This is a genomic window from Nocardioides sp. WG-D5 (assembly GCF_054031175.1).
This window is the reverse complement of the sequence record NZ_CM132928.1, coordinates 636,595-658,350: the sequence shown is the minus strand read 5'-3', so window position 1 is coordinate 658,350 and position 21,756 is coordinate 636,595. Positions and strand designations below refer to the sequence as shown.

General features: G+C 69.4%; 15 protein-coding genes. 10 read left to right on the top strand and 5 right to left on the bottom strand.

Annotated elements, in window-relative coordinates:
- Nucleotides 1–12: 12 nt before the first annotated feature.
- The gene (locus ACWZJV_RS03240; protein WP_457180210.1) at nt 13–696 is read right to left on the bottom strand and encodes an MBL fold metallo-hydrolase; all 684 of its coding nucleotides are present in this window, start codon (nt 694–696) and stop codon (nt 13–15) included.
- A gap of 149 nt (nt 697–845) precedes the next feature.
- Here ACWZJV_RS03240 and uvrA point away from each other — a divergent pair, with 149 nt between their 5' ends.
- Together uvrA and ACWZJV_RS03230 are read left to right on the top strand one after the other, a co-directional pair.
- Nucleotides 846–3,800, top strand: a complete 2,955-nt coding sequence (gene uvrA / locus ACWZJV_RS03235) for an excinuclease ABC subunit UvrA (RefSeq protein ID WP_457180209.1) — start codon at nt 846–848, stop codon at nt 3,798–3,800.
- A 76-nt stretch (nt 3,801–3,876) separates the two neighbouring features.
- Nucleotides 3,877–4,302, top strand: coding sequence for a Rieske (2Fe-2S) protein (locus tag ACWZJV_RS03230; protein ID WP_457180208.1), 426 nt, complete (start codon nt 3,877–3,879; stop codon nt 4,300–4,302).
- 31 nt (nt 4,303–4,333) lie between these two features.
- Here the strand turns inward: ACWZJV_RS03230 and ACWZJV_RS03225 are convergent, their stop codons facing one another.
- The 3 genes from ACWZJV_RS03225 to ACWZJV_RS03215 form a co-directional block, all read right to left on the bottom strand.
- Nucleotides 4,334–5,617: a pyridine nucleotide-disulfide oxidoreductase gene (locus tag ACWZJV_RS03225; RefSeq protein ID WP_457180207.1), complete on the bottom strand. Its 1,284-nt coding sequence runs from the start codon at nt 5,615–5,617 to the stop codon at nt 4,334–4,336.
- Between the two features lie 70 nt (nt 5,618–5,687).
- Nucleotides 5,688–6,680: a hypothetical protein gene (locus tag ACWZJV_RS03220; protein WP_457180206.1), complete on the bottom strand. Its 993-nt coding sequence runs from the start codon at nt 6,678–6,680 to the stop codon at nt 5,688–5,690.
- A 134-nt stretch (nt 6,681–6,814) separates the two neighbouring features.
- On the bottom strand, nt 6,815–7,876 hold the full coding sequence (locus tag ACWZJV_RS03215; protein WP_457180205.1) for a LacI family DNA-binding transcriptional regulator: 1,062 nt from the start codon (nt 7,874–7,876) through the stop codon (nt 6,815–6,817).
- 177 nt (nt 7,877–8,053) lie between these two features.
- On the opposite strand from ACWZJV_RS03215, the gene ACWZJV_RS03210 reads away from it, so the two are divergent.
- Complete coding sequence (locus ACWZJV_RS03210) at nt 8,054–12,037, top strand: GH92 family glycosyl hydrolase (protein ID WP_457180204.1); 3,984 nt, start codon at nt 8,054–8,056, stop codon at nt 12,035–12,037.
- A gap of 83 nt (nt 12,038–12,120) precedes the next feature.
- On the opposite strand, the gene ACWZJV_RS03205 is transcribed toward ACWZJV_RS03210, so the two are convergent.
- Entirely contained in the window at nt 12,121–12,828 is a 708-nt protein-coding gene (locus tag ACWZJV_RS03205) for a GntR family transcriptional regulator (protein ID WP_457180203.1), read from the bottom strand.
- A 132-nt stretch (nt 12,829–12,960) separates the two neighbouring features.
- Here ACWZJV_RS03205 and ACWZJV_RS03200 point away from each other — a divergent pair, with 132 nt between their 5' ends.
- The 7 genes from ACWZJV_RS03200 (at nt 12,961) to uvrC (ending at nt 21,756) form a co-directional block, all read left to right on the top strand.
- On the top strand, nt 12,961–14,526 hold the full coding sequence (locus ACWZJV_RS03200; protein WP_457180202.1) for an ABC transporter ATP-binding protein: 1,566 nt from the start codon (nt 12,961–12,963) through the stop codon (nt 14,524–14,526).
- On the top strand, nt 14,523–15,569 hold the full coding sequence (locus ACWZJV_RS03195) for an ABC transporter permease (protein WP_457180201.1): 1,047 nt from the start codon (nt 14,523–14,525) through the stop codon (nt 15,567–15,569). The genes ACWZJV_RS03200 and ACWZJV_RS03195 overlap by 4 nt, the downstream gene beginning before the upstream one ends.
- Nucleotides 15,566–16,486 (top strand): ABC transporter permease, encoded by a 921-nt coding sequence (locus ACWZJV_RS03190; RefSeq protein WP_457180200.1) that lies wholly within the window; start codon nt 15,566–15,568, stop codon nt 16,484–16,486. The genes ACWZJV_RS03195 and ACWZJV_RS03190 overlap by 4 nt, the downstream gene beginning before the upstream one ends.
- Nucleotides 16,486–17,454 (top strand): ornithine cyclodeaminase family protein, encoded by a 969-nt coding sequence (locus ACWZJV_RS03185; RefSeq protein ID WP_457180199.1) that lies wholly within the window; start codon nt 16,486–16,488, stop codon nt 17,452–17,454. The genes ACWZJV_RS03190 and ACWZJV_RS03185 overlap by 1 nt, the downstream gene beginning before the upstream one ends.
- Complete coding sequence (locus ACWZJV_RS03180) at nt 17,451–18,659, top strand: amidohydrolase (protein WP_457180198.1); 1,209 nt, start codon at nt 17,451–17,453, stop codon at nt 18,657–18,659. The genes ACWZJV_RS03185 and ACWZJV_RS03180 overlap by 4 nt, the downstream gene beginning before the upstream one ends.
- Nucleotides 18,660–18,675: 16 nt before the next feature.
- Entirely contained in the window at nt 18,676–19,650 is a 975-nt protein-coding gene (locus tag ACWZJV_RS03175; RefSeq protein WP_457180197.1) for a BMP family protein, read from the top strand.
- Between the two features lie 129 nt (nt 19,651–19,779).
- Nucleotides 19,780–21,756 (top strand): excinuclease ABC subunit UvrC, encoded by a 1,977-nt coding sequence (gene uvrC / locus ACWZJV_RS03170; protein WP_040755109.1) that lies wholly within the window; start codon nt 19,780–19,782, stop codon nt 21,754–21,756.

The following is a 21,756-nucleotide window of genomic DNA, read 5'->3' as shown; positions in this document are numbered from 1 at the left end:
CGCTCGTCCCGGTCACCAGCCCCTCTCGCGCCACTCGGCGAGATGGGGGCGCTCGGCGCCGAGGGTGGAGTCGTCGCCGTGGCCCGGGTAGAACCAGGTGTCGTCGGGGAGGGTGGCGAAGATGCGCTGCTCGACGTCGTCGAGCAGCTGGGTGAAACGTACGGGATCCTGCTGGGTGTTTCCGACGCCGCCGGGGAAGAGGCTGTCGCCCGTCCACAGATGGGGCGTGCCCTCCGGGTCGCGGTAGAGCAACGCGACCGAGCCTGGGGTGTGCCCGCGAAGCGCGATCACCTCGAGGGTGCAGTCGCCGACGGCGACGGTGTCGCCGTGGGAGAGCGTGCGAGCGATGGGTACGCCGGTGGCCTCCGTGATCGCGGCCGCGTCGGGCTCCCCGGCGAGAGTCGCCGCGCCGGTCGCTTCGACGACGTCCGCGAGGGCGCGATGGTGGTCCCAGTGCTGGTGGGTGGTGACGACGGTGGCCAGGTTCTCGCCGACGAGGGGGAGCAGGGTCTCCGGCTCGGCGGCAGCGTCGACGAGCAGCTGCTCGCCGGTGGATCGGCACCGCAGCAGGTAGCAGTTGTTGGACATCTGCGCGTCGACGGCAACCTTGGTGAGGGTCAGTCCGCCGAGCTCGCGCACGTCGGCCGGGCCGCCCGGTTTCACCGCGCCTGTATAAGTGGTAGGGGCATCGCTCATGCGCCTATGCAAGCACGTCGGACACGGTCAGAAGTAAAATGTCGGTGCTCCGTGAGAGGGTGCCGTCTGGGAGTCTTCCCAGCGTCGTATGATGCGAACATCTGTTCGACGCGGTAGCGCGATGCGATAGCACTGGACGAGGAAAGAACGTGGCGGAGCAGCAGCTGATCATCCGGGGAGCCCGGGAGCACAACCTGAAGGATGTCTCCCTCGACCTGCCTCGGGACTCGATGATCGTGTTCACCGGCCTGTCCGGAAGTGGGAAGTCGAGCCTCGCGTTCGACACCATCTTCGCGGAGGGCCAGCGTCGCTACGTCGAGTCGCTCTCTGCGTACGCTCGCCAGTTCCTGGGTCAGATGGACAAGCCCGACGTCGACTTCATCGAGGGGCTCTCCCCGGCGGTGTCGATCGACCAGAAGTCGACCTCGAAGAACCCGCGCTCGACGGTCGGCACCATCACCGAGGTCTACGACTACCTGCGTCTCCTCTACGCCCGTGCCGGACGTCCGCACTGCCCGACCTGTGGTGCGCCGATCGAGCGGCAGACGCCGCAGCAGATCGTCGACCACGTGCTCACCCTCGAGGAGGGACGCCGCTTCCAGGTGCTCAGCCCGGTGATCCGGGCGCGCAAGGGAGAGTACGTCGAGCTCTTCAGCCAGCTCCAGCAGCAGGGCTACTCGCGAGTGCGCGTGGACGGCGAGATCCACCAGCTCGACGCGCCGCCCAAGCTGGAGAAGCAGAAGAAGCACACCATCGAGGTGGTCATCGACCGGCTCCAGGTCAAGGAGTCCTCCAAGCGGCGGCTGACCGACTCGGTCGAGACCGCGCTGGAGCTGGCCGGCGGCCTGGTCGTCTTCGACTTCGTCGACACCGGCGAGCAGATGAAGTTCTCCGAGCGGATGTCGTGCCCCAACGACCACCTGCTCGACACCGACGAGCTCGAGCCGCGGTCGTTCTCCTTCAACTCGCCCTTCGGTGCCTGCCCCGCCTGCACCGGTCTCGGCACCCGGATGGAGGTCGACCCCGAGCTGGTCGTGCCCAACCCGGCCGCCACGCTGGCCGAGGGCGCGCTGCAGCCCTGGTCACAGGCCCACGTCGCCGAATACTTCCTCCGTCTCCTGGAGGCGCTCGGCGGTGAGCTCGGCTTCGATCTCGACACCCCGTGGGACGCGATCCCGGCCGCCGGGCAGAAGGCGATCCTCGACGGTCACGGACGCAAGGTGCACGTGGTCTCGGTCAACCGCTACGGCCGCCGCCGCTCCTACGACGCCGAGTTCGAGGGCGTACGCCGCTGGGTCGAGCGCCGCCACAAGGAGGCCGAGTCCGACACGACCCGGGAGCGCTTCGAGGGCTACATGCGGCAGGTGCCGTGCCCGACCTGCAAGGGCACCCGGCTCAAGCCCGTCTCCACGTCGGTGACCCTGGGCGAGCGGAGCGAGGGCGGCCTCAACATCGCCGAGCTCTGCGCGCTGCCGATCAACGAGGCCGCCGAGTGGCTCGACCGGGTCGAGCTCACCGGCCGGGAGCGGCAGATCGCCGAGCAGGTGCTCAAGGAGATCCAGGCGCGGCTGCGCTTCCTCCTCGACGTCGGTCTCGACTACCTCTCCTTGGAGCGCCCCTCGGGCTCGCTCTCCGGCGGTGAGGCCCAGCGGATCCGGCTGGCCACCCAGATCGGCTCCGGGCTGGTCGGCGTCCTCTACGTGCTGGACGAGCCGTCCATCGGCCTGCACCAGCGCGACAACCACCGCCTGATCGAGACCCTCGAGCGGCTCAAGCGCCTGGGTAACACGCTCATCGTCGTCGAGCACGACGAGGACACCATCAAGGTCGCCGACTGGGTCGTCGACATCGGTCCCGGTGCGGGTGAGCACGGCGGTCAGGTGATCCACTCCGGCACGGTGAAGGAGCTGCTCGCCAACGAGCAGTCGGTGACCGGCCAGTATCTGGCGGGCCGCCGCGAGATCGCCGTCCCGGCCGTGCGCCGTCCGCGCACCGCAGGGCGCGAGCTGACCGTCCACGGGGCCCGCGAGAACAACCTCAAGGACATCGACGTCACCTTCCCGCTGGGCCTCTTCCTCGCGGTCACCGGCGTCTCCGGCTCGGGCAAGTCGACGCTCGTCAACGACATCCTCTACACCGCGCTGGCCAAGGAGTTCTACCGCGCCCGCACCGTCCCGGGCCGGCACACCAAGATCTCCGGCCTGGACACCGTCGACAAGGTGATCCACGTCGACCAGTCCCCGATCGGGCGTACGCCGCGGTCCAACCCGGCCACCTACACCGGCGTCTTCGACCACATCCGCAAGCTCTTCGCCTCCACCCCGGAGGCCAAGATGCGCGGCTACCTGCAGGGCCGGTTCTCGTTCAACGTCAAGGGCGGCCGCTGCGAGGCCTGCTCGGGTGACGGCACGATCAAGATCGAGATGAACTTCCTGCCCGACGTCTACGTGCCCTGCGAGGTCTGCCACGGGGCGCGCTACAACCGCGAGACGCTCGAGGTGCACTACAAGGGCAAGTCGATCGCCGAGGTGCTCGACATGCCGATCGAGGAGGCGGTCGAGTTCTTCGCCGCCGTCCCCGCGATCGCGCGTCACATGAAGACCCTGGTCGAGGTCGGCCTGGGCTACGTGCGCCTCGGCCAGCCGGCGACCACCCTGTCCGGTGGTGAGGCGCAGCGGGTCAAGCTCTCCGCCGAGCTGCAGAAGCGCTCGACCGGCAAGACGCTCTACGTCCTCGACGAGCCGACCACGGGTCTCCACTTCGAGGACATCCGCAAGCTCATCGGCGTGCTCTCCTCGCTCGTCGACAAGGGCAACACCGTGCTGGTGATCGAGCACAACCTCGACGTCATCAAGACCGCCGACTGGATCATCGACATGGGCCCGGAGGGCGGCAACCGAGGCGGCACCGTGATCGCCGAGGGCACCCCCGAGACCGTCGCGGCGACCCCCGGCAGCCACACCGGCAGCTTCCTCGCGCCGCTGCTGGACGGTAGGGCCGCCGAGCAGCCACCGGCCAAGCCGGTGAAGGCGAAGGCTGCTCCGGCCAAGAAGACGGCGGCCAAGAAGAAGCCGGCGGCCCGGAAGAAGGTCAGCGCGTCCTGACCCCGAGTCCGAGATTTGCCTGAAGGTTTGCGCTCGGCGAGCGACGTCGCTCTGCGGGGTGCCTATTCTGGGCGGCATGAGTGAATCTCGAATCACCCGCCGGAAGGTCGTAGGCGGGGCCGCGGTCACGGTCGTCGGTGTCCCGCTCCTCGCAGCGTGCGGCGGCAGCGACTCCGGCGGCTCCGGCAGTGGCGGCGGGTCCGGGTCCAAGGAAGGCGGCCCGCTCGTCGCGACGAGCGAGGTCCCGGTCGGCGGGGGAGTGATCGTCGCCGACCGCAACCTGGTGGCCACCCAGCCGACCGAGGGCACGTTCAAGGTCTTCTCCGCGATCTGCACCCACCGCAGCTGCCCGGTCACGAAGGTCGCCGGCGGCACCATCGACTGCCCCTGCCACGGCAGCCGCTTCTCGATCGAGGACGGCTCGGTGGCACAGGGTCCCGCGGAGAGCCCGCTGGAGGAGGTCGCCTTCGAGGTGATCGACGGAGAGATCGTCCCCAGCTGAGAGGTCGCCCGCGCGGAGGCTCCTCGAAGGATCAGGTCCGGGCGAGCGCTTGTGCACGCCACAGCTCGTCGCGCGGCGAGCGCCGGCGGTCCAGGCGCGCATCGAGGAGCACCCGGGCCTCGTCCCAGCGGTCGGCGCGGAGCAGCGCAGCGATGCGGGCCTCCTCGATGATCTCCCGCTGCGCGTCCGAACCGCCGAGCCGGCGGATCGAGGGCGCGAGGAGGGCGAGCCGGTCGGCGGCGGCCGAGTTCTCGTCGCGGGCCATCAGCCCCAGCGCCTCGGCGAGCGGGGAGACGACGGTGGCCATGGTCGGGTGTACGTGCCCGGCGGCCCACGACCTCAGCTCGTCGAGCGCACCGGCGTCGCCGGTGGCGAGGTGGGTGACCGCGGTGTGCATGGCCAGGAACGGGGTGGCGGGCCGGGTCATCGTCTCGCGGCCGGTGACACGTACGACCTCGGCGATGTCGGGGACGTCGTGCGCGCCCGGCGTGAGGGCCCAACGGAACAGCAGCGACCCGGAGTCGACCAGCGCCCGGCAGCCCAGCGCGTGGCCGGGCTGGAGCTGGGTCTCGTAGCGGCGGCGTACGGCCTCCAGGTCGCCGAGCGAGAGCTCATGGAGCGCGGCGTGCCAGGAGAAGTGGGAGAGGGAGTCGATCTCGGCGCCGTCGCCGAGGACCCACGACGACATCCAGGACAGACCCGCCTCGTGGTCGCCGGTCTCGTAGTGTGCGTGCGCGCGGGCGTGGGCGGAGTGGCCGGCGCCGGGCTCCACCGCCAGCGATGCGCAGGAGAGCGACATCGCGTCCTCGAAGCGGCGCTGCTCCTGACGTACGAACGCGAGCAGGCCGGTGAACCACCAGTCGTCGCCGTAGGCGGGCGCGGCGCGCTCTACGATCGCCCACGCCTCCTCCGGCACCTCGGTGGCGCCCGCGAAGGCGATGGTCGGCACCGCGGTCGACAGGAGCAGAGCGTCGCGCGGGAAGGCTGCCAGATGGTCGATCAGCGGCCGCGGGTTGCCACCGATGTGTGCGTCGATCGCGTGGACGTGGCTGCGCTCCCGCTCGGTCGCCCGCTGGGCGTGGAGCCGGGCCTGACGCAGGCGCGCGGCGACGTCGACGGGAGCGCACATCTCGTGTCCGAGCAGGGCGAGCGCGGCGTGGCCGAGCGCGAAGGTCGGGTCGAGGACGATCGAGGCCGCGAACGAGGACAGCGCGCCGTCACGCAGGCGAAGCACGTCGAGCAGCCCCTGGGAGTAGGCGAGGGCGGCTTCGTCACTGGTGGTCAGTGCGTATCCATAGCGGTCACGACAAGGCACATAACCATACTAGACCACTAGACTTTAAAACCCAGTGTGGCACGGCCAGATTTCCCCCAGAGTGTGGATGTCAGCTGGGCACCGCGAAGGCGTGCGTCATCCAGGACCTGTGGGTGGGGTCTGGCGGCGTCTCGTCGGTGAGGGGAGGCGTCGTTCCCTGGATGCCGCCGGTGTGGCCGGAGAGGTACTCGGCCTTGACGTAGGCATAAAGGCGGTCGCACCCCGCCACCCGGCTCACCTTCGTGTAGAGCGGGATGGCCTTGTGGTGCGTCTGATCGTTCACCGCCACGTCGGTCCGCGCGATCGGCGCCGACGCGCATACGGTGCTCCCGTTCATCAGGCGTACGGACAGGGTGAACCGGGCCACCGAGGTGTCCGAGGATTCGCAGTCCGGCTCCTGGTTCCCATCGGCGTCGTCGGGCCAGCATGACTGGAACTCCGTGTCTGCGATGACGGCGACCTCGGTGTAGTCGGTCGGCAGCGTGCGGTCGAGCTTGGAGACGTAGAGCTCTTTCGTCAGCGTCGTCGGCGGACCGGCCGGTTCAGCGACCTGGATCGGTTGGCCCGAGGCATCCTCCTTGATGTCTGTCCCGGCGAACCTCAGCTCGCCACTCACCGTCATCGAGGACACGTTGGGGCTCAGGGAGATGGTCCTCAGATAGATGCTGCAGGTCATCGTGCCGCTGCTGGTCGCCTGGACCAGGAGCCGGGTGATGATCGAGATGGACTGCCGGTCCTCGAGCCCGGTCGGCGGGTCGATGTTCTCGCCCATCACGGCGCTTCCCGAACCTGCGCCGGAGCAGATGACCTCGTTGTCCACCAGGTTGACGTGTGCGGAGTCGTACGCATTCAGCTTGGAGTAGAGATAGGCGGTCTGCCCTGCCGTTACCTGCTCAGTGACGGTCTCCAGCCGGACCACCTTCTGATAGACCGTCTGCCCAGGCCGAGGTGCCGCCGGGATCCCGGTGATTACCCGCGGCGCGAACGTGACGGCTTGGGCTGCCGGCGCCACCAGGACCAAGGAGCCCGCGAACGTTGCTACAAAGACGACGATTGCGAGCAACCGATGCCTTCCCGAGACCATCTTAATCGGTGCCACTCCTCATCGAGATCGGGACAGGCGCGAACTGCGGCAACCCGCGCAGGGCGTGTTCACCGAGAACCTAGGAGCGGCGAGATTTCGCCGTCAAGGGAAATTCAGCCCCTCGGCGGGTGGGCGTCAGTGGGCCTTGGGCGTAGCTCGCCGGAGCCGCGAGGGATCAGCCGAGCGCCGATGGTGACCGTCTGTGGCGGGCCGGCGGTGTCGCCGGCGATGCGCTGGAAGAGCAGCCGTGCGGCGGCCGCGCCCATGGCGCCGGGGTCCTGGGCGATGACGGTGAGGCCGGGCTGGAGGAGGTCGCCGAGCTCGACGTCGTCGAATCCGACGAGCGCCAGTCGGGTCGAGCGCCGGGCGAGCTCGCGCAGCACGCTGACGGTGGTGCGGCTGTTGCCGCAGAGCAGCGCGGTCGCCGGTGACGGCCCGGCGAGCAGTCGGTCCAGTGCGGCAGCGGTCGAGTCTGGCGACGGCCGTGCCTGGGTGACGAGCTCGTCGGCGAAGGGGACCCCGGCGGACTCCAGTGCCTCGCGGTAGCCGCGAAGCCGCTCGCCGGCGGTGTAGATCTCGGGCGCGTCGCCGATGAAGCCGATACGGCGATGCCCGTGGGAGAGGAGGTGCTCCACTCCGCGCCGGCTGCCGCCGAGGTTGTCGGTGAGGACCATGTCGGCCTCGATGTCGCCGGGCGGGCGGTCGACGAACACGACCGGGATGCCGGCCCGCATCTCGGGGAGGAGATAGGAGTGGCTCGTCCCCGCCGGCACGATGATCAGACCGTCGACGCGCCGCTCGCAGAAGGCGAGCGCGAGCTCGCGCTCCCGGTCGGCATCCTCCGCCGAGGATCCGGCGAAGACCATCGTCCCGTGCTCCCGGGCGACGTCCTCGACCGCGCGGGACAGGATCGAGTAGAAGGGGTCGGCGACGTCTTCGAGCAGCAACCCGACGGTGCCCGACCGTCCTTGCCGGAGGTCGCGGGCGCTGGCATTGCGCCGGAACCCGAGCTGCGCGATCGACTCGAGCACCGATGCCCGGAGGTCGTCGTTGACGTTGGACTCGCCGTTGACCACCCGTGAGACGGTCTTCAGGCTCACCCCGGCCGCCGCCGCGACATCCTTCATGGTCGGGCGGCGCTGTTGACGGGTCTGGTCGGACGGGGGTGATGCCACGTGCTCAGCGTAGACGCAGATCCGAGCGTGACAACGATGTCGCGATTCTTCTCGCATATCGGTCCAAATCACGGGGTGATCCGAGATCGTCCGCGTAAATCCTGCACAAACGCGTTGACAACGTTGTCATGACCCGGTTCCATCTGGGATGGCCCCCATGTGAAGGAGATCACACCGATGCACCGTTGGGACGCACCACCCAGAACCCGAGGCCGGGCTGCCCGCCTGGCCGCGATGATCGCCGCGACGGCGGCACTGATGGTCGGGATGAGCGGCACCGCACCCGCGCTCGCGACCCCTGAGTCACCCGAGCCGTCCGCTCCGAAGAGCGACACCGCCGACCCCCAGCAGGCCGCGGAAGGCGGTGACTGGACGACCTCGTTCGAGGAGGACGACCCCCAGCCGACCTGGGCCGATCTCGTCGACACCGACGAGGACGGCACCCCGCGCACCGCGAACGTCGCCGGACCCGACGCCTTCGGCATCCCGGGCGACATCTCCGAGCACATCACCGGCGTCACCGCGAGCGGGGAGAACACCGGCTCCGGTGAGGGTGCCGCCGAGCTCGTCGACGGTGACATCAACACCAAGTGGCTCACCTTCGCGACCACCGGCTGGGTGCAGATCAAGCTCGACCAGCCCGTCAACGTCGTCAGGTACGCCCTCACCTCGGCCAACGACGCGGCCGAGCGTGACCCCAAGGACTGGGTGATCCAGGGGTCCACCGACGGCCAGACCTGGACGACCGTCGACACCCGCACCGGCCAGTCCTGGAACGAGCGCTTCCAGACGCGAGAGTTCGAGATCGCCTCGCCGCAGGCCTACGCCCACTACCGCATCGACATCTCCGCCAACCAGAGCGGTGGCATCATCCAGCTCGCCGAGTGGCAGCTCTCCGACGGCTCCGAGCCCCCGCCACCGCTGAAGAACATGACCAGCCACCCCGACGACGGCCCCGCCTCGGCGTACGCCGCGAAGTCGAAGGTCGGCTTCACCGGGGTGCACGCCTTCGAGTACGCCGGCAAGATCACGGCCGACAAGGGCCACTCCTACAACCGCGTCTTCGACGTCGACATCCCGGTCGGCAAGGAGACCGAGCTGTCCTACCTGGTCTTCCCGGAGTTCATCGAGGGCGACCTGAGCTACCCGAGCACCTACACGGCGGTGGACCTGGCCTTCACCGACGGCACCCTGCTCTCCGAGCTGGGCGCGCTCGACGCGCAGGGCTACGTACTGTCGCCGAAGGGTCAGGGCGAGTCGAAGTCGCTCTACACCAACCAGTGGAACAAGAAGACCTCCGTCATCGGCGAGGTCGCGGCGGGCAGGACGATCGACCGCATCCTGGTCGCCGTCGACGCCCCGAGCGGCCCGACGAAGTTCCGTGGCTGGTACGACGACATCGCGATCACGGCTGCCCCGGACGAACCGCAGCCCACCAGCCGCGTCGACTACGCCGTCACGACCCGTGGCACCCAGTCCAGCGGCAGCTTCTCGCGCGGCAACAACATCCCGGCCACCGCGGTCCCGCACGGCTTCAACTTCTGGGCGCCGATGACCAACGCCGGCTCGCTGTCCTGGTTCTACCGCTACCACCAGGACAACGACGCCCAGAACCGGACCAGCCTGCAGGCGCTGACCCTGAGCCACGAGACCAGCCCGTGGATGGGGGACCGGCAGACCTTCCAGGTGATGCCGTCGTCCGCCGAGGGCGTCCCCGACCCGGGGCGTAGGGCCCGTGCGCTCACCTTCGAGCACGACAACGAGACCGCCCGGCCCTACTACTACAAGGTCGGCTTCGACAACGGCCAGAGCGCCGAGATCGCACCGACCGACCATGCCGCCGTGTTCCGGTTCACCTACCCCGGCGACGATGCGAGCCTGGTGTTCGACAACGTCAACAACGACGGCGGCCTGACCCTCGACCCGGCCGCGGGCACCCTGCAGGGCTTCACCGACACCCGCAGCGGCCTGTCCAACGGCGCCACCCGGATGTACGTCTACGCGACCTTCGACCAGCCCGTCACCGGCGGCGGCAAGTACGCCGGCGGCGAGCGCCCCAACGTACAGGGCCACCTCGAGTTCGACGCCGGTACGGACCGGACCGTGACGATGCGCATCGCCACCAGCCTGATCGGCATCGACCAGGCGAAGAGGAACCTCGAGCTCGAGGTCGCCGACGACTCCTTCGACACGGTGAAGGAGAAGGCGAAGGCGCTGTGGCAGGACAAGCTCGACGTCCTCGACATCCAGGGCGCGACCAAGGAGCAGAGGACCACCGTCTACTCCAACCTCGCCCGGCTGTTCCTCTACCCCAACTCGGGCCACGAGAACACCGGCACCGAGGACGCGCCGGTGTGGAAGCACGCCGTGCAGTCCACCTCCGGTGACACCAACCCGCCGGGCACCACGCCCACCCACACCGGGGCCGAGATCAAGGACGGCAAGGTCTATGTGAACAACGGCTTCTGGGACACCTACCGCACCACCTGGGCGGCGTACTCGCTCCTGGAGCCGAGCCAGGCCGCCGAGATGGTCAACGGCTTCGTGCAGCAGTACAAGGACAACGGCTGGATCTCGCGCTGGTCCTCCCCGGGCTACGCCAACCTGATGACCGGGACCAGCTCGGACGTCTCCTTCGCTGATGCGTACGTCAAGGGCGTCGAGGGCATCGACGCGGAGGCCGCCTACGCGGCCGCCGTGAAGAACGCCACGGTCCGTCCGCCGGGCTCGGCGACCAACTCCAACGTCGGCCGCAAGGGCATGCAGACCTCGGTGTTCCTCGGCTACACGCCCGCGGCGGTGAGCGAGGGCGTCTCCTGGGGTCTCGAGGGCTACATCAACGACTACGGCATCGGGAACATGGCCGCGAAGCTGGCGGCACGCGACGGGATCTCCGGCGCCGAGAGGAAGCGGCTGAAGGAGGAGTCGGAGTACTTCCTCAACCGCGCCCGCAACTACGTCAACACCTTCGACACCAAGGTGGGCTTCTTCCAGGGCCGCAACGCCGACGGCACCTTCAAGAAGTCACCGGCGGACTACAACCCGCTGGTGTGGGGCAGCGACCACGACTACACCGAGACCAACGGGTGGAACTTCGCGTTCCACACCCCGCAGGACGGCCAGGGCCTGGCCAACCTCTACGGCGGTCGCGGCGGGCTCGCGAAGAAGCTGGACACCTTCTTCGCAACCCCGGAGACGGGGGAGTACCCGGGCTCCTACGGCGGCATCATCCACGAGATCCGCGAGGCCCGTGACGTACGCATGGGGCAGTGGGGCTTCTCCAACCAGGTCAGCCACCACATCCCGTGGATGTACAGCTACACCGGCCAGCCGTGGAAGACTCAGGAGATCGTCCGCGAGACCCTGCGCCGGATGTACACCGGCTCCGAGATCGGGCAGGGCTACGCCGGTGACGAGGACAACGGCGAGACCTCCGCCTGGCACCTCTTCGCCTCCCTCGGCCTCTACCCGCTCCAGATGGGCAGCGAGAACCTCGTGCTCGGCTCGCCGCTGTTCACCAAGGCCACCCTCCACCTGGAGGGCGGCAAGGACCTGGTGATCAAGGCACCGAAGAACAGCAACAAGAACATCTACGTCCAGGGCGTCACCATCGACGGCAAGACGTGGGACAAGACGTACGTCTCCCACAAGGAGCTTGCCGACGGCGGCACCATCGAGTTCGACATGGGCCCGAGGCCGTCGCGCTGGGGCACCTCGCCGAGCGCCGTGCCGCCGTCGCTGACCACCGGCTCCGAGCCGGCCCGGCCGATCGCCGACAGGTCGGGTGCGGGCAAGGGCACGGTGACGGCCAGCGGGAACGACGGCGAGACGCTGGTCGACAACGACTCCGGGACGCAGACGACCGTGGCCGGCGACGGCTGGGTGGAGTACCGGTTCTCCGGGACCAAGGTGCCGGTGTCCTTCTACACCCTCACCAACGGCGCCGACGGCCGCTCGCCGAGCGGCTGGGTCGTCAAGGGATCCAACGACGGCACCGACTGGAAGGTCCTCGACCGGCGCTCGGGTGAGAAGTTCGACCTGCAGCAGGCCACCCGTCCGTTCAAGCTCGAGTCGGAGTCGAGGTTCAACCGGATCCGGATCGAGTTCACCGGTCCGGCCGGTGAGCCGATCACGCTCTCGGAGGTGGAGCTGCTGGGCTGACCGCGTCCGCTGACCAACAGCGACGGCGTCCGGCCGGGATCCCCATCCCGGCCGGACGCCGTTCGTGTGCGCGGGCAGGCGCGTCACTCGGTAGCGGCGCGGCGCCTGCGCCGGCTGCGGGCCACCTTCTCGGGATCGACGGACTCGTGGGACCACTCGGCGGCGAGGGCGACTGACTCGGAGCGGCCGGAGGAGATGTGGGCGAAGGCGCTGGCGGCGGCCGCGGATGCGTTGCCGGAGGCGATCAGGTTGAAGATCGCCTCGTGCTCGGCGCATTGGACGTGTGGGTCACGGGATGCGGTGAGCCGGAAGAGCCACTCGACCCGCGAAGCGAGCGGCCCCATGATCGAGCTGAGCAAGGGATTGCCGGCCAGGGCGACAACCTCTGCGTGGAATGCGGCGTTGGCTGCGGCGATGCCCTGGGTGTCGTCGGAGGCGATGGCTGCGCGCGACTGCTCCAAGCAGTCGTTGAGCGGTTTGATCCTCTCCGCGGTGGCGCGGGTGGCAGCGAGCTGCGCGGCGAGGGACTCGAGCACCTCGCGTACGTCGAAGAGATGGGTGACGTCCTCGGGCCCGAACGGGGCCACCAGGGCGCCCTTGCCGGGGATCAGGAGGACCAGTCCCTCGGCCGCGAGCATCCGGAGCGCCTCCCTTAGTGGTATACGGGAAACCGAAAGCTCGGCAGCGAGCTCACGCTCGACCAAGCGCTGGCCGGGCTTGAGATCGACGGTCATGATCCGCTCGCGGATGGCATTTCTGGCGTAGTCGCGCAGTGATTCGCCTTTGCTCACGCCTGCCAGCCTACTCCCGGGCGGCCGAACACGGGCGGTCCCGCCACCCGGTTTTCGACAATGATACGTCGCTGGCATGCAGCCGAAATATTGGCGAGGTTTGGTTAGTGGTATACCGAAAACGGAGGAGCCATGACCCCAGCCCTTGAGCTCAAAGACATTGCGAAGCGGTTCGGATCCGTCCAGGCGCTCGTCGATGTCGACGTGGTCGTACAGGCCGGTGAGGTGCACTGCATCCTCGGTGAGAACGGGGCCGGGAAGTCCACCCTCTGCAACCTGATCTACGGCTCGACCCGCGCTGACCGCGGCGAGATGCGGTTGTTCGGCGAGAGCTACGACCCCCGTCGGCCTGTCGACGCACTGCGGGCGGGAGTGGCAATGGTCCACCAGCACTTCAGCCTTGTCCCCACACTCACGGTTGCCGAGAACCTCCTTCTCGGCGCGGGACGGCGCCTGCGCCTGCCGCGCCGCGAGCTGGCGGCGGGGGTCGCCCGGATCGAGGCCGACTACGGCTTGGCCATCGACCTCGATGCGCTGGCCTCGGATCTCACCGTCGGTGAGCGACAGGCGGTGGAGATCGTCAAGGCGCTGCTGCGCGAACCGCGGCTGGTGATCCTCGACGAGCCGACAGCCGTGCTCGGCCCCGATGAGCTCCAGGCGCTGCTGTCCACCACCCGCCGGATCGCGGCGGACGGCCGCGCGGTCGTCCTGGTGACGCACAAGCTCGCCGAGATCGAGGCCGTCGGCGACAACGCCACCGTGCTGCGCGGCGGCAGCGTCGCCGGCGTCGGGGCGATCGCCGACCTCGGCCGCGAGCGGTTGGTCTCGATGATGATCGGTCGCCCGATCGCCGAGCTCGGCGCCTTGGCCGGCGCCTCCCTGGACGTACCGGACCAGGCGGACGGGCACGATCCGGTCGCCCATGTCGGGCCTCTCCGAGCCCTCCGTCAAGAGCCTCGCGTGCGGATCGAGAACCTTCACGTCCCCGCCCATGCCGGCGCCACCGTGCTCGAGGGGGTGGACCTCGACCTGAACGCCGGGGAGATCGTCGGGATCGCCGGCGTCGAGGGCAACGGACAGAGCGAGCTCGTCGCGGCCCTGAGCGGAGCCCGCCCTGCGACCGGCCGGTTCACCGTCGGCGGGGTCGATCTGCTCGACCAGCCGCCCGCGGTTCGTACGGCGGCCGGTGTCGGTGTGATCCCCGAGGACCGCCATCTCGAGGGATGTATCCCGGCGATGTCGGTGGCGGAGAACCTCTTTCTCGGTCGGCTGGGTGACTTCACCACGCGAGGCCTGCTACGTCGTGGGGCGCAGAACCGGGCGGCGGGTGATGTGATCGCCGCGCACGGGATCCGTGCAGCCGGTCCCGATGCGGCGATGAGCACCCTGTCGGGAGGCAATCAGCAGAAGGTCGTGCTCGCGCGCGAGCTCGGGCTCGATCCCTTGCGGTTCCTGGTGGCCGCTCAACCGACTCGCGGTCTCGACGTCGGCGCCGTCGACGCGGTGCTGAGCCAGATCAGAGAAGCCGCGGTGAACGGTGCCGCGGTGTTGGTCGTCTCCAGCGAGCTTCCCGAGCTGCTCGCCCTGTGTGACCGGATCCTCGTCGCCTTCCGAGGCCGCTTGGTCGGCCCCGTGCACCCGGCCTCGCCCACGGCGCGCACCGAGATCGGCAATCTGATGATCGGAGCCGCTGCATGATCGCCCGGATCGCCGCTTCGCCGGCCCTGGCCTGGCTGCTCGCGGTCACCGCCGCGGCGGCGGTCGCCGCGGCGCTGATCGCTGGAAGCGGCACATCCGTCCTGGACGGGACGGCCGTGCTCTGGGACGGCATGGTCGGGTCTCCGTACGCCATCGGCAACGCGCTGAACATCGCCGCGGTCCTGATGTTGATCGCGATCGGGTTCACCGTTGCCTACCGGGCGGGGCTGGTCAACGTCGGCGGCGAAGGGCAGTTGGCGGCAGGCGGGATCTCGGCGACCGTCGTCGGCACGACGGTCCCGGAGAACCTTCCGGCTGTGCTCGGGGTCGCCCTCGTGCTGCTCGCCGGGTTCGCAGGCGGTGCGCTCTGGGCTCTGCTTCCCGCCTGGTTGCGGGCGGTACGTGGCACCAACGAGGTGATCACCACCCTGTTGATGAACTTCGTCGGGCTCGGCCTGGTCACACTCTGCGTCCACGAGGAGGCATTGCTGCGGCAGCCGGTCACCTCGGCCGACACGCTGCCGCAGTCCTCGCCGCTGGCGACCCCGGCGCGACTGCCTCTGGTCGGGCCGGTCGAAGCCCAGGCCACCGTCGCGATCGTCGTCGGCGCGCTCGTCCTGGCGATGACGTGGGTCGTGGTCAACCTCACCCCGACCGGGACGCGGCTGACCGCCGTCGGAGAGTCCACGCCCGCCGCACACCGCCTCGGCCTCCGGGTCATGAGGTTGCAGATCAGCAGTCTGTGCGTCGCCGGGGGACTGGCCGGCCTGGCCGGCGCCACTCTGGTCGGCACCGTGCCGTTCGTGCTCAAGGAGGGCTTCACCGCGGGCTTCGGGTTCGCCGGGCTCGTGGTCGGGCTGCTGGCGGGCCGATCGATCGTGGCCGTCGCCGCAGTCGCGGTCGCCTTCGGTTTCCTCGCCTCGGGAGGGATCAACCTCCAGGTCGCCGCCGGAGTCCCGGCGTCGTCGGTCCAGATCATCCAGAGCGTGTTGATCCTCGTCGTCGCGGGCGCAGCGATCCTCCGGAAGCGAGCCACAGCATGAGTGCCTTTCCCGAACTCCTCGACGGCGGTGTCCGGCTGGCGGTCCCGCTCCTCGTCGCCTCGACGGGGGAGTTGATCAGCCAGCGAGCCGGCGTCCTCAACCTCAGTGTCGAGGGGATGATGCTGACCGGTGCGTTCGCCGGCGCGGTCGGCGCCGCCCAGAGCGGCGATCCGGTCGTCGGGGTCGTCTGCGCCCTGGTGGCCGCCATGGTGGTCGCCGTCCTTCAGGCCGTCCTGAGCGTGCACCTGCGAGCGGACCAGCTCGTCACCGGCATCGCGATCAACGCGCTCGCCCTCGGCCTGACCACGTACGCCGCGCGGCTGGTGTTCTCGGAAGGTCGCGGCGTCCCGGGCTTCGGCGAGGTAGGTCTGCCCGGGGTGAGCAGCATCCCGGTCCTCGGCCCGGCGCTCTTCGAGCAGAGTGGCCTGGCCTTTGCCGGACTTCTGCTCGCCGGCGTACTGGCCTATCTGTTCGGACGTCGAACCGGCCTCGGCCTCGCGCTCATGGCGATCGGTGAGGACGCGGTCTCGGCCGACCGCGCGGGACTCGGTGTCAGGGCGACCCGCTTCGGAGCCGTCATCCTGACCGGCTTCATGTCCGGGCTCGCCGGCGCCCAGCTGGTACTGGCCGACATCCACGCCTTCACCGACAACATCACGGCCGGCGCCGGCTACCTGGCAGTCGTCGCGGTGATCGCGGGCAGGTGGCGAGCCTGGCCCACGGCACTGGCCTGCCTCTTCTTCGGAATCGCCCAGGCGCTCCAGTTCGCGGCTCCGGCCCTCGGCATCGACCTCCCGACCGCAGTGCTCTTCATGCTCCCGTACCTGCTTGCGCTGCTCGCCGTCAGCGGCCTGGCCGGGACCAGTCGGTCACCCACCTCCCTCGCCATCCCCTTCACCCGAGAGGCGCGTGCCTGATGCTCATCCTCACTCGCAGCGACGTCGAGAAGCTGATCGACTACCCCTCGATCATCGAAGCCGTACGCAGCGCTCACATCGCCCTGGCACGCGGGCGAGCAGTCGTCCCGGTGGCGCCGTCGATGCAGCGGCCCGGGAGCGACGGCGCCTTCGTCGGGATGGCAGCGGTCTCCGAGCCGGACCGGCTCGCGACCGTCAAGCTCCTCGCCGACCTGCCCGGCAACCGCGCCCGGAGCCTGCCCACCCAGCGTTCCGCCGTGCTCGCGGTGTCGGCCGAGGACGGCACCCCCGAGGCGCTGGTCGACGGCGCGATCCTGACCCGGGTACGCACCGCCGCCACGTCCGCGGTCGCGACCGCCGCCCTGGCCCGCCCCGACAGCCGGGTGCTCGGTCTGGTCGGCGCCGGTGAGCTCGCCCACGCCCATGTCGAGGCGATGCGCCACGTCCACGACTTCGACCGGGTCGTCGTGTGGAGCCGAACCGGCGAGAGGGCACGATCGCTGGCGGCGGCGTACGACGCCGAGGTGATGCCCGCCGCGGAGGACGTCTTCGTCGCCGCCGACGTGGTGTGCACCCTCACCCCGTCGCGTGAGGCGTACATCCGCGGCGACTGGTTCCGCCCGGGTCAGCACATCAACGCCGTCGGTGCCCCGCCACGACCCGACCACCGTGAGATCGACACTGCCGGGATCCGACGGGCACGGGTCGTGGTCGACACCCGCGCCACCTCCTGGCACGACTCCGGCGACGTGATGATCCCGCTCGCCGAGCGTGCGGTCGACCGCGACCACGTCGCTGACGAGCTGGGCTCCGTTCTCGCCGGGACAGTGCCCGGCCGAAGCGGCGAGGACACGATCACACTCTTCAACTCCGTCGGGGTGGGCCTGCAGGACCTCGCCGGGGTACGCCTGCTCATCGACCGCGCACGCGCGGCGGGCGTCGGTCTCGAGGTGGAGCTCGCCCGATGACCCTCCGTCTTCGCAACGCCGGGATCGCCGGCGAGCTGCGCGACCTGCACCTCGCCGGCGGCCGCATCGTCGAGCCGCGACCGTGCCGGACCGAGATCGACCTCGACGGTCGCCTCGTCGTACCCGGCTTCGTCGATGCCCACTGTCATCTCGACAAGACCCTCTGGTCAGGGCCGTGGGTTCCCAACACCGCCGGCAGCGGCCTCGAGGAGAAGATCGCCTACACCCGTGAGGGCCGTGCCCGCTGGGGTGTGCCGTCGGCGCGTCGGATCACCGAGCTGCTCCGGACGATGGTGGCCGCCGGCACCACCCGGGTGCGCACCCACACCGATGTCTCGCCGGAGTTCGGCCTCGACGGATTCGAAGCCGTCGCCGAGGCGAGCGCGTCGCTCAGCGGGCTGGTCGATGTCGAGCAGGTCGCGTTCCCGCAGTACGGCCTGCTCACGAACCCGGGCACCCTCGCTCTGGTCGACCTCGCACTCTCAGAAGGGCTGGCCCAGGTGGTCGGCGGGATCGACCCGGTCGGGGTCGACGGTGACGCAGATCGGCATCTCGAGACCGTCTTCGAGCTGGCGCTCCGCCACGGCGTACCGGTCGACATCCATCTCCACGACCACGATGAGGTCGGCCGCCGCGAGCTCGACATGATCATCGACCGCACCCTGCGGGCCGGGCTGCAGGGACGGGTCACGGTCAGCCACTGCTACGCCTTGGCCGAGGCCGACGGCCCCGAGCAGAACGAGCAGATCGCGCGGCTGGCGAGCGCCGACATCGCGTTGACCACCTGCGTCGCTCACAACGACCCGCTCGCTCCCGTGCTGGCGCTGGCCTCGGCAGGCGTACGTCTCGGGTTGGGCAGCGACGGCATCCGTGACCTGTGGTCGCCGTGGGGCAACGGCGACCTCCTCGACCGCGCCCACCAGCTGGCGTACCGCAACGCCTTCGATGCGGACCCGGACATCGCCCACGCACTCGACCTCGCCACCACAGGTGGCGCGGCCGTGCTCGGCGTGGACGACCACGGAACCGAGGTCGGCGACGTGGCCGACCTCGTCGTACTCGACTCACGTTCCGAGGCGGAGGCAGTCGTCACGCGCGCCTCCCGACACCTCGTGTTCAAGCGTGGCGTGCTCATGGCGCGCGACGGCGTCCTCACCTCCGACATCACCGCCACACCTGCCATCGACGCCCTCGTCGACGACTGACTCCAAGGAGATTCCCATGCGTACCGTCCTCCTCTCCGCGCTGCTCGCAGCCGGACTCGCCATCAGCACCACCGCCTGCAGCTCGAGCGAAGCAGATTCGCCCGACGGGCTTCGCGTCGGTGTCATGTTCCCCGGCAACCTCTCCGACGACGGGTTCATGGAGTCGGGCTACGGCGGCTACCAGCGCATCGAGAAGGAGCTCGGCGACCAGGTCGAGCTCAGCAAGGCCGAGCAGGTTCCTGAGACCGACTACCAGCAGGTCCTCACCCGTCTGGCCAGCAGTTCTGACCTCGTCGTCTCCTACGGTGGCCAGACCGATGCCGTCGTACGCCAGGTCGCACCGAGCTTCCCCGACGTGAAGTTCGTCGAGATCGGCGGCCCCGCCGACGCAGAGCCGCTCGACAACCTCGCCTACTACGACCCACGGCAGGCAGAAGGCGGCTATCTGGCCGGCGCGCTGGCCGCCCTGTCCAGCAAGACCGGGAAAGTGGCCTTCGTCGGCGGCCTGGAGTTGCCCGCGATCGTCCAGACCGCCGAGGCGTTCGAGGCCGGCGCCACGAAGGCCGTCCCCTCGATCGAGGTGCTCGAGCCTCAGTACGTCGGCGACTTCAATGACGTCGCGAAGGCCAAGCAGGCCGGCCTGGCAGACTTCGCCGCCGGTGCCGACGTACTCGGCCAGCAGCTCAACCTCGGCCACCAGGGCCTCGCTCAGGCCGCTGCCGAGAGAGGCGCGAGCATGGTCGGCGGCCCGCTGCCGAAGGAGTGCGGCAGCGAGGAAGGTGTCATCGGCTACGTCAAGGAGGACACCGGCTACGCCCTCGAGTACGCCGTCAACGCTGTACTGAACGACACCTTCGAGGCGGCCCAGGTGCCCTTCGGCGTCCAGGACGAGGCCGCCACCGACCTCATCGTCTGCACCGAGGACGACGGCGTCGTCTCCGCGATCGACAAGATCAAGGCCGACCTCGTCTCCGGTGCCGTCCAGCCCTGACCCGGCGAGCTTCGGGCGCCCGTGATGCGGGCGCCCGAAGCAGGGTGCATCTGCCTGGTGACGAGGCTGGGCGTGCCGTCGCGACCGGTCCGACCGGTTCTGTCCGTGGTCACGACTAGGGTTTGAGTCGTGCCTGATCCGCAGAGCTATCGCCCGAAAGCTGGGAGCATCCCGACCCAGCCCGGGGTCTACCGGTTCCGCGACCCCAAGGGGCGGGTGATCTACGTCGGCAAGGCGATCAACCTGCGCCAGCGGCTCGCGAACTACTTCCAGCCGATCCCCAGCCTCCACCCGCGTACGGCGACGATGGTCACCACCGCGGCCAGCGTCGAGTGGACGACGGTCAACAACGACATCGAGGCGCTCCAGCTCGAATACACCTGGATCAAGGAGTTCGACCCGCGGTTCAACGTCAAGTACCGCGACGACAAGTCCTACCCGTGGCTCGCGGTCACCGTCTCCGAGGAGTTCCCGCGGGTGATGGTCGGCCGCGGCGCCAAGCGCAAGGGCACCCGCTACTTCGGCCCCTACGGCCACGCCTGGGCGATCCGCGAGACCGTCGACATCCTGCTGCGCGTCTTCCCGATGCGCTCGTGCAGCAACGGCGTCTTCAAGCGCTCCCAGCAGATCGGCCGCCCCTGCCTGCTCGGCTACATCGACAAGTGCACCGCGCCCTGCGTCGGCAACATCTCGCCCGAGGAGCACCGCGAGATCGTCGACGACTTCTGCGACTTCATGGCCGGCCACACCACGACCTTCACGAAGCGGATCGAGAAGGAGATGTACGCAGCCTCCGAGGCCCTCGACTTCGAGAAGGCCGCGCGGCTGCGTGACGACCTGGCCGCGATGCAGCGCGCGCTGGAGAAGCAGGCCGTGGTGCTCGGCGACGGCGCCGACGCCGACGTGATCGCCCTGGCCGAGGACCCGCTCGAGGTCGGCGTACAGATCTTCTACGTACGCGGCGGCCGCATCAAGGGTCAGCGCGGCTGGGTCGCCGACCGGATGGACGACGCCGACACCGCCGGCCTGGTCGAGCACTTCCTGCTCCAGCTCTACGCGGGCGAGGACGCTGAGGCGATCCCGCGCGAGATCCTGGTCCCGGCGCTGCCGCCCGACCACGAGACCCTCGAGGAGCTCCTCTCCGACGTCCGCAAGGCGAAGGTGCGGATCCGGGTCCCGCAGCGCGGTGACAAGAAGACCCTGCAGGAGACGGTGGCGAAGAACGCCGAGCAGGCCCTCGCGCTCCACAAGACCAAGCGGGCCAGCGACCTGACCACCCGCAATCGGGCGCTGGAGGAGATCCAGGAGGCGCTCGAGCTCGACGAGGTGCCGCTGCGGATCGAGTGCTACGACATCTCCCACCTGCAGGGCACCGAGATCGTGGCCAGCATGGTGGTCTTCGAGGACGGTCTGGCCCGTAAGTCGGAGTATCGGCGCTTCATCATCAAGGGCCAGGACGGCTCCGACGACGTCCGGGCGATGCACGAGGTGATCACCCGGCGGTTCAAGCGGCTCCTCGACGAGCAGTCGACGTCGATCGTGTCGACGGACGTCGAGGGGGCCAACGGCCCGATGCTCGTCGATCCCGAGACCGGTAGGCCCCGCAAGTTCGCCTACGCCCCGGGCCTGGTCGTCGTCGACGGTGGCGCGCCCCAGGTGGCCGCCGCCCAGCGGGCCCTGGCCGAGCTCGGCATCGACGACATCCCGGTCGTAGGTCTGGCCAAGCGCCTCGAGGAGGTCTGGGTGCCGGACGAGGAGGACCCGGTCATCCTGCCGCGGTCCTCGGAAGGGCTCTACCTGCTGCAGCGGGTCCGCGACGAGGCGCACCGGTTCGCGATCACCCACCACCGTGGCCGGCGGTCGAAGTCGATGGTGGAGAGCCTGCTGGACGACGTACCCGGGCTCGGGGAGGTGCGCCGCAAGACGCTGATGAAGCACTTCGGCTCGCTGAAGAAGCTCCGCGCCGCGACCGCCGAGGAGATCGCCCTGGTGCCCGGCATCGGCCCCGCCACTGCGACAGCGATCAAGACCGCTGTGGAGCAGACGGCCAAGAATGGCAAGGTTAGCGGCATCAACGTCACCACCGGCGAGATCATCGAGGAGTAG

What these genes read in the sequence shown, in the direction of transcription:
- ACWZJV_RS03200 (WP_457180202.1), top strand. Translation starts at nt 12,961, where the DNA reads ATGACCCCAGCCCTTGAGCTCAAAGACATTGCGAAGCGGTTCGGATCC.
- ACWZJV_RS03240 (WP_457180210.1), bottom strand. Translation starts at nt 696, where the DNA reads ATGAGCGATGCCCCTACCACTTATACAGGCGCGGTGAAACCGGGCGGC.
- ACWZJV_RS03195 (WP_457180201.1), top strand. Translation starts at nt 14,523, where the DNA reads ATGATCGCCCGGATCGCCGCTTCGCCGGCCCTGGCCTGGCTGCTCGCG.
- ACWZJV_RS03230 (WP_457180208.1), top strand. Translation starts at nt 3,877, where the DNA reads ATGAGTGAATCTCGAATCACCCGCCGGAAGGTCGTAGGCGGGGCCGCG.
- ACWZJV_RS03185 (WP_457180199.1), top strand. Translation starts at nt 16,486, where the DNA reads ATGCTCATCCTCACTCGCAGCGACGTCGAGAAGCTGATCGACTACCCC.
- ACWZJV_RS03180 (WP_457180198.1), top strand. Translation starts at nt 17,451, where the DNA reads ATGACCCTCCGTCTTCGCAACGCCGGGATCGCCGGCGAGCTGCGCGAC.
- ACWZJV_RS03175 (WP_457180197.1), top strand. Translation starts at nt 18,676, where the DNA reads ATGCGTACCGTCCTCCTCTCCGCGCTGCTCGCAGCCGGACTCGCCATC.
- ACWZJV_RS03210 (WP_457180204.1), top strand. Translation starts at nt 8,054, where the DNA reads ATGCACCGTTGGGACGCACCACCCAGAACCCGAGGCCGGGCTGCCCGC.
- ACWZJV_RS03190 (WP_457180200.1), top strand. Translation starts at nt 15,566, where the DNA reads ATGAGTGCCTTTCCCGAACTCCTCGACGGCGGTGTCCGGCTGGCGGTC.